We start from the raw sequence: 6011 nt of genomic DNA, 5'->3' as shown, positions 1-6011 counted from the left end.
TCCTGGGAGAGTAGGTCGGTGCGGGGGATTTTTGCTACGCGGGAGTAGCTCAGTTGGTAGAGCACGACCTTGCCAAGGTCGGGGTCGCGGGTTCAAGTCCCGTCTCCCGCTCCAACACAAACCCCAGGCTTATGCCTGGGGGTTTGTTTTTTTATCCCTTGCCCTCTAGCCCGGGGCGTAGTATGGTGGCCCAAAGGGGGAAAGGGCATGAAGCTACTGGACAACTACGGGCGTGTTATCAAAGACCTTCGTATCTCCGTTACCCCCCGGTGCAACCTGCACTGCCTTTACTGCCATCCCTTAGGCCTCGAGATGGCCGAGCCCCCGGGAACCCTCACCGTGGAGGAGGTGGACCATTTCCTCGAGGCCGCCTCCCTTCTAGGCCTCTCCGCCGTGCGCTTTACGGGCGGGGAACCTTTGGTGCGCAAGGAGCTTCCCCAGATGATTGAACGAGCCCGGAGCAAGGAGACCATTGAGGATGTGGCCATCACCACCAACGGCCTCCTCTTTGCCAAGCGGGGCAAGGAGTTGGTGGCAGCAGGCCTAAACCGGGTGAACATCTCCTTGGATGCCATTACCCCCGAGGTCTTTACCCGCATCACCCGGGGAGGAAAGGTGGAGCGGGTGTTGCAGGCCATAGAGACTGCCCTAGAACTTGGGCTTCACCCGGTGAAGCTGAACGCCGTGGTCATCCGGGGAATGAACGAGGAAGAGGTGGTGCCTTTGGCCCGGCTCTCCCTGGACCGCCCCCTGCACATGCGCTACATAGAGTACATGCACCTGGACAACTCCGACCCCGAGGAGTACCGCCGCCGCTTCGTGTCGGGGAAGGAGATCCGGGCACGGATAGAAGAAGTCTTTGGTCCCCTGGAACCCGTCCCCCACGACCCCACCTCCCCAGCCCGGGTCTACCGGATCCCGGGGGCCCAGGGCACCTTGGGCTTCATCAACCCCGTCACCGAGCCCTTTTGCTCCAACTGCTCCCGGCTTCGCCTCACCTCCGACAAAAAGCTAAGGCCCTGCCTCCTTACCGATTTGGAGATGGATATCTCCTGGGCCTTCGCCGCCGAGGAGCCGGTGGAGGCCTTGGTGGATGCCATTCTGATCGCCACCAACCGCAAGCCCGCCTTCGGCAACACCCTCCCCACCTTGAGGAAGCGGGTCATGCTGGGGATCGGCGGATAGCCTGCAAGGTGGCAAGGATTACCAAAAGCGCCCCCACAACCCCTAACAGCCCTAACCGCTCACCCAGGAGGATAAAAGCAAAAAGGGTAGCCCAGACGGGTTCCAGGGTGTAGAGGATGGCCGCCTGGGGGGCGGGCACGTACTTCTGTCCCCAGGTTTGCAGCCAGGTGGTGAGGGCCGTGGCCACCATCCCCAGGTAGAAGACCGCCCCCCAGGGTACCCCTTCCCACCGCACCCCTTCCCAAAGGGCCCAGGGCAGGGCCAGGAAGGCCGTGCCCAAGACCTGCACCGCGGTGAGGGGGAGGGAGGGAAAGGTTTTGGCGTGCACCTCGAGGCGCACGATGTAAAGGGCGTAGGTGAGGGCGGTGAGAAGGGTCCAAAGGTCCCCCACGTTCAGAGGAGGCTGCCGGGGATCGTAGGAAAGGAAACCTACCCCCAAAAAGGCTAAAAGGGCGGCCACCCAGACCCCTCCCAGCCTGCGGCCCACCAGTCCCAGGATCAAAGGCACCAGTACCACGTTGAGGGCCGTAATAAAGGCGCTTCGGCTCGCCGAGGTATACAGGAGGCCGACCGCCTGCGAGGCATAGCCCAAAAGAAGCCAGAAGGCCAGCTCCATCCCCGGTCCCCAAATCCCCTTGGGCAGCCGGAAGGCCCAGGGCAGGAAGAAGAGGCTCGCCAGAAGAAAACGGAGAAAGACCAAAAGGCTTGGGGCCATCTCCCCCACCGCCCCTTTCACCACCACAAAGGTGGTGCCCCAAAGGAGGGTGAGGAGGTTGAGGGCAAAAAGGCCCAGGGCGTAGCCGCGCATGGCCTAAAGTGTATAGCATGGTGCCCTCCCCCCAGGAAGTGAAGGATGCCCTTCAGGAAAGGCTCTTAGGCCACCTGGCCCATTCCGATCCCGGTTACCAGGCCCTTCTTCAGGAGTACCCATCCCGGGGAGGCAAGAGGCTCCGGGGCCTTTTGGTGGTCTATGCGGGGCTGGCCCACGGGGCTTCCCTCGAGGCCAGCCTTTGGGCAGGGGCTGCTTTGGAACTTTTCCAGAACTGGGTGCTTATCCACGACGACATAGAAGACGGCTCCGAGGAACGCCGGGGCAGACCCGCCCTGCACCGCCTCTACCCCATGCCCCTGGCCTTGAACGCGGGGGATGCCCTGCACGGGGAGATGTGGGGGCTTCTGGTGCAGGGCCTCGAGGCCGGCATTCTGCCCCCTCCGGTTCTGGCCGAGTTCCACCAGGTGGTGCGCCGCACCGCCTACGGCCAGCACCTGGACCTCCTCTGGACCCTTTCCGGCCGCCTGGACCTCTCCCCCGGGGACTACTTCCGCATGGTGGCCCACAAGGCCGCCTACTACACCGCGGTGGCCCCGTTGCGGCTGGGGGCCCTGCTGGCCGGGCAAACCCCTCCCTCCCTCTACGAGGAAGCCGGGTTGAAGCTGGGCATCGCCTTCCAGATCATGGACGATGTCCTCAACCTGGAGGGGGACGAGGCCTACGGCAAGGAGCTGGCCGGGGACCTCTACGAGGGCAAGCGCACCTTGATCCTAATCCGCTACCTCCAGGAAGCGCCTCCCGAGGAACGCACCCGGGCCGAGGCCCTCTTGCGCCTCCCCCGGGAGGCCAAGCCCGAGGCCGAGGTGCGGTGGCTCTGGGAACGGCTTTTGGCCTCGGGGGCGGTGGCCTGGGCCAAGGAGGAGGCCAAGAGGCTAGCGCACAAGGCCCTGGATGCCCTTATCCCCCACCTGGAGCAACTACCCGGACGGGATGCCGCCTCCCACCTGCAAGCCCTCCTCACCGCCTTGGTGGAACGCAGGGCATAATAGGGCCATGCAGGGCGTGCGCTTTAAGGTCATCACCGCCAACGACCCCGACATCCTCCAGGAAAGGCTCAACCGCTTTGTTGAAGACCTTCCGGAGGACGTGGTCCTGGTGGAGGTCAAGTTTTCCGTAGCCGATGGACCCTCTCCCCTATTCGCCGCCTTGGTCCACTACAAGGAAGTAGAGGCGTGGAGGGAGTAGGAGGGTTTCTCTTCTTTCTGGCCTTGAAGGGGGAGGCCAGGCGGGAAGAGGTGCGGGCCCGCTTTCCTAGGCTGGTTCCCCTGCTCAGGGCCCTGGGCGAAGGGGTGGAGGCCCACGGGGAGACCTTTCGTCTGGCAAAACCCCTCCGGCTTTCCTGGTTTGCCCCCCTGTTCCAAGCCCATTACTCCCCCCTTCTGCCGGAAGCAGAGCGGGGTTTGGCCTTGGAGCGGCTCCTCGAGGCCGCCCACCTCTCCGCCCAGGAGGGCGAACCCCTGGTGGAAGGGGATGGCCTTCTAAGGGCCGCCCGAGCCTTCCAGGAAGGGAGCCAGAGCCTCCTAAGGGGGGCCTACCGGGAAGCCCTCCACCACTATGGGAGGGGCCTGGGGCTTCTGGAAAGGGAAAACCTTCCCTTCCCCGCCACCGCCTTGGCCCTCCTGGCCCTGGCCCAGGAGGGATTCCGCCCAGGGGGCAAGGGGCGGGAAACCGCCAGGAAGGCCCTGGAAAGGGCCAGAACCGCCTTCGCCCGGGAAATGGCCCAAAAGGCCCTGGCCCAAACCACAAAGGAAGAGGAGAAGGAGGCCTAGAATGGGGGGCATGGGGCTTAAGCGGGTGTACCTGGCCCGGCCCAGGGGTTTCTGCGCCGGGGTGGTCATGGCCATCCAGACGGTGGAGCGCTGGGCCGAGACCCTGAAGGAAGCGGGGGAGCTGGTGGTCTACCACGAGATCGTCCACAACCGCACCGTGGTGGAACGCCTTAAGGCCAAGGGGGTGCACTTCGTGGAAAACCTCGCCGACATAGAACGGCTTCGCCAAGAAAGACCCTTGGCCGGAACCCTGGTCTTCTCCGCCCACGGCCACCCCCCCGCGGTGCGCAAAAAGGCGGCGGAGATGGGTTTCCATATCCTGGACGCCACCTGCCCCTTGGTCACCAAGGTGCACACCGAGGCCAGGCGCTACGCCCGGGAAGGCTACTGGATCCTCCTGGTGGGGGATTCCGCCGACCATCAGGAGGTGAAGGGCACCTATGGGGAAGCCCCGGAGAGGACCATCCTGGTGGCGGTGCACACCCACGTGGGCAAGGACCCCCGCTTGGCTGATCCCCGCACCGTGGAGGTACCTGACCCCGAGCGGGTGGTGGTCCTCACCCAGACCACCCTGAGCGTGGAGGACACCCTTAAGACCATAGAAATCCTAAAAAAGCGCTTCCCCAGACTGGTGGTCCCCGCCAGAAAAGACCTCTGCTACGCCACCCAGAACCGCCAGGAGGCGGTCCGGCGCATTGCCCCCCATGTGGATCTCTTCCTGGTGCTCACCAGCCCCCACTCCTCCAACGGCATGCGCCTTTTGGAACTGGCCCAAAGCCTCACCGGCAGGGCCTACCGCCTGGAAAGCGCCCGGGATCTCCGGGAGGAATGGCTTCAGGGTGCCGATAGCCTGGGGATCACCTCCGCCGCCAGCACCCCTGAGGACCTGGTGCAGGAGCTGGTGGCACTCCTTAGGGAGCGGAACCCGGGCCTCGAGGTGATCGAGGAAGGCGAGGAGGAGGGCATCGTCTTCCGCGAACCCAGGCCCCTGTCCCCGGAGGAGGTCTTAAGGGGTGTCTGACCACCGCCTCTCCGTGGCCCCCATGGTGGACCGGACGGACCGGCACTTCCGCTACCTGGTTCGCCAGATAAGCCGCAGGGTGCGGCTCTACACGGAAATGACCGTGGACCAGGCGGTGCTCCGGGGAAAGGCCGAGCGGCTTCTCGCCTTCCACCCAGCGGAGCACCCCATCGCCTTGCAGCTTGCGGGCTCGGACCCCCAGAGCCTGGCGAAGGCGGCGCAAATAGGCCAGGCCTGGGGGTACGACGAGGTGAACCTGAACCTGGGCTGCCCCTCGGAGAAGGCCCAAGAGGGAGGGTTTGGCGCCTGCCTCCTCCTGGACCCCCTGCGGGTGGCCGAGATCCTCAGGGCCATGGTGGAGGCGGTGGCCATCCCCGTCACGGTGAAGCTCCGCCTGGGGGTGGAGGGGGAGCGCTATCCCCTCCTGGCCCGTTGGGTGGAACGCTATGCGGAAACGGGGGTAAGGGTGTTCATCGTCCATGCCCGTAGCGCCTTGCTGGGGCTCTCCCCCCGGAAGAACCGGCAGGTTCCCCCCTTGCGCCACGACTGGGTCCACCGGCTCAAGGAGGATTTCCCCCACCTCACCTTCGTCCTGAACGGGGGGGTGCGCACCCTGGAGGAAGCCCTTCCCCATCTGGGCAAGGTGGATGGGGTGATGATGGGGCGGGCGGTCTACGAGGACCCCTTTGTGCTTCAGGAAGCGGACCGAAAGGTATACGGCCTGGACCACAGGCCCAGCCGCCTGGGCGTGGCGCAAGGCATGCGGGCCTATCTGGCGGAGGAGGTGGAAAAGGGCACCCCCCCTTGGGCGGTGCTGAGGCACCTGCTGAACCTCTTCCGGGGGCAGCCAGGGGGAAGGCTTTGGCGGCGCCTCCTGTCGGAAGGGCGTTCCCTGGAAGCCCTGGACCAAGCCCTAAGGCTTCTTCAGGAGAAAATAGGCCAGGAGGGTGAGCAGGAAAACCCAAACCCAAAGGGGAATGCGGCGGTGAAGCGGGCGGGGCTGGGGCTTTCCCGTCACGGGATCTAGGGGGCCAGGCGGGCGCATCTTGAGCCGGGTGGCCCGCTTCATGTGGGCCACCATCCTGTCCAGGTCTCCCTTTTTCTTGTAAAGGGCCGCCAGGTTCTCATGAACCAAGGGATCCTCCGGGGCCAGCTTCAAGGCCCGCTGGTAAAGGTCCAAAGCCGCCTCCAGTTCCCCCCGTTC

8 protein-coding genes and 1 tRNA gene are annotated in these 6011 nt (G+C 64.9%); 7 read left to right on the top strand and 2 right to left on the bottom strand.

Annotated elements, in window-relative coordinates; all coding sequences use genetic code 11:
* The first annotated feature begins 38 nt into the window (after positions 1-38).
* Positions 39-114 (top strand) — tRNA-Gly (locus Q0693_RS02490).
* Positions 115-207: 93 nt separating this feature from the next.
* The gene (gene moaA, locus Q0693_RS02485; protein ID WP_298628935.1) at positions 208-1185 is read left to right on the top strand and encodes a GTP 3',8-cyclase MoaA; all 978 of its coding nucleotides are present in this window, start codon (positions 208-210) and stop codon (positions 1183-1185) included.
* On the opposite strand, the gene Q0693_RS02480 is transcribed toward moaA, so the two are convergent.
* A complete protein-coding gene (locus Q0693_RS02480) occupies positions 1163-1993 on the bottom strand; it encodes an EamA family transporter (RefSeq protein ID WP_298628934.1) in 831 nt (276 codons plus the stop codon). The two genes, moaA and Q0693_RS02480, sit on opposite strands and share 23 nt — an antisense overlap.
* A 17-nt stretch (positions 1994-2010) precedes the next feature.
* Here Q0693_RS02480 and Q0693_RS02475 point away from each other — a divergent pair, with 17 nt between their 5' ends.
* From Q0693_RS02475 to dusA, 5 genes are read left to right on the top strand one after another with little or no spacing between them, the layout of a single operon-like run.
* A complete protein-coding gene (locus Q0693_RS02475) occupies positions 2011-3003 on the top strand; it encodes a polyprenyl synthetase family protein (RefSeq protein WP_298628931.1) in 993 nt (330 codons plus the stop codon).
* Between the two features lie 7 nt (positions 3004-3010).
* Complete coding sequence (locus Q0693_RS02470) at positions 3011-3202, top strand: hypothetical protein (protein ID WP_298628929.1); 192 nt, start codon at positions 3011-3013, stop codon at positions 3200-3202.
* Entirely contained in the window at positions 3190-3786 is a 597-nt protein-coding gene (locus Q0693_RS02465; protein ID WP_298628928.1) for a hypothetical protein, read from the top strand. Before Q0693_RS02470 ends, Q0693_RS02465 begins: the two co-directional genes overlap by 13 nt.
* A gap of 1 nt (position 3787) precedes the next feature.
* Positions 3788-4807 (top strand): 4-hydroxy-3-methylbut-2-enyl diphosphate reductase, encoded by a 1020-nt coding sequence (ispH, locus tag Q0693_RS02460; RefSeq protein ID WP_298628926.1) that lies wholly within the window; start codon positions 3788-3790, stop codon positions 4805-4807.
* On the top strand, positions 4800-5834 hold the full coding sequence (gene dusA, locus Q0693_RS02455) for a tRNA dihydrouridine(20/20a) synthase DusA (RefSeq protein WP_298628924.1): 1035 nt from the start codon (positions 4800-4802) through the stop codon (positions 5832-5834). Before ispH ends, dusA begins: the two co-directional genes overlap by 8 nt.
* Here the strand turns inward: dusA and Q0693_RS02450 are convergent.
* On the bottom strand, positions 5721-6011 hold a 291-nt coding region (locus Q0693_RS02450; RefSeq protein WP_298628922.1), incomplete at its 5' end, for a tetratricopeptide repeat protein. The two genes, dusA and Q0693_RS02450, sit on opposite strands and share 114 nt — an antisense overlap.

This window comes from uncultured Thermus sp., from assembly GCF_938010445.1.
Lineage (GTDB): Bacteria > Deinococcota > Deinococci > Deinococcales > Thermaceae > Thermus > Thermus altitudinis.
Note: the sequence above shows the minus strand (reverse complement) of the source record. Positions and strands in the feature narration are given on the sequence as shown.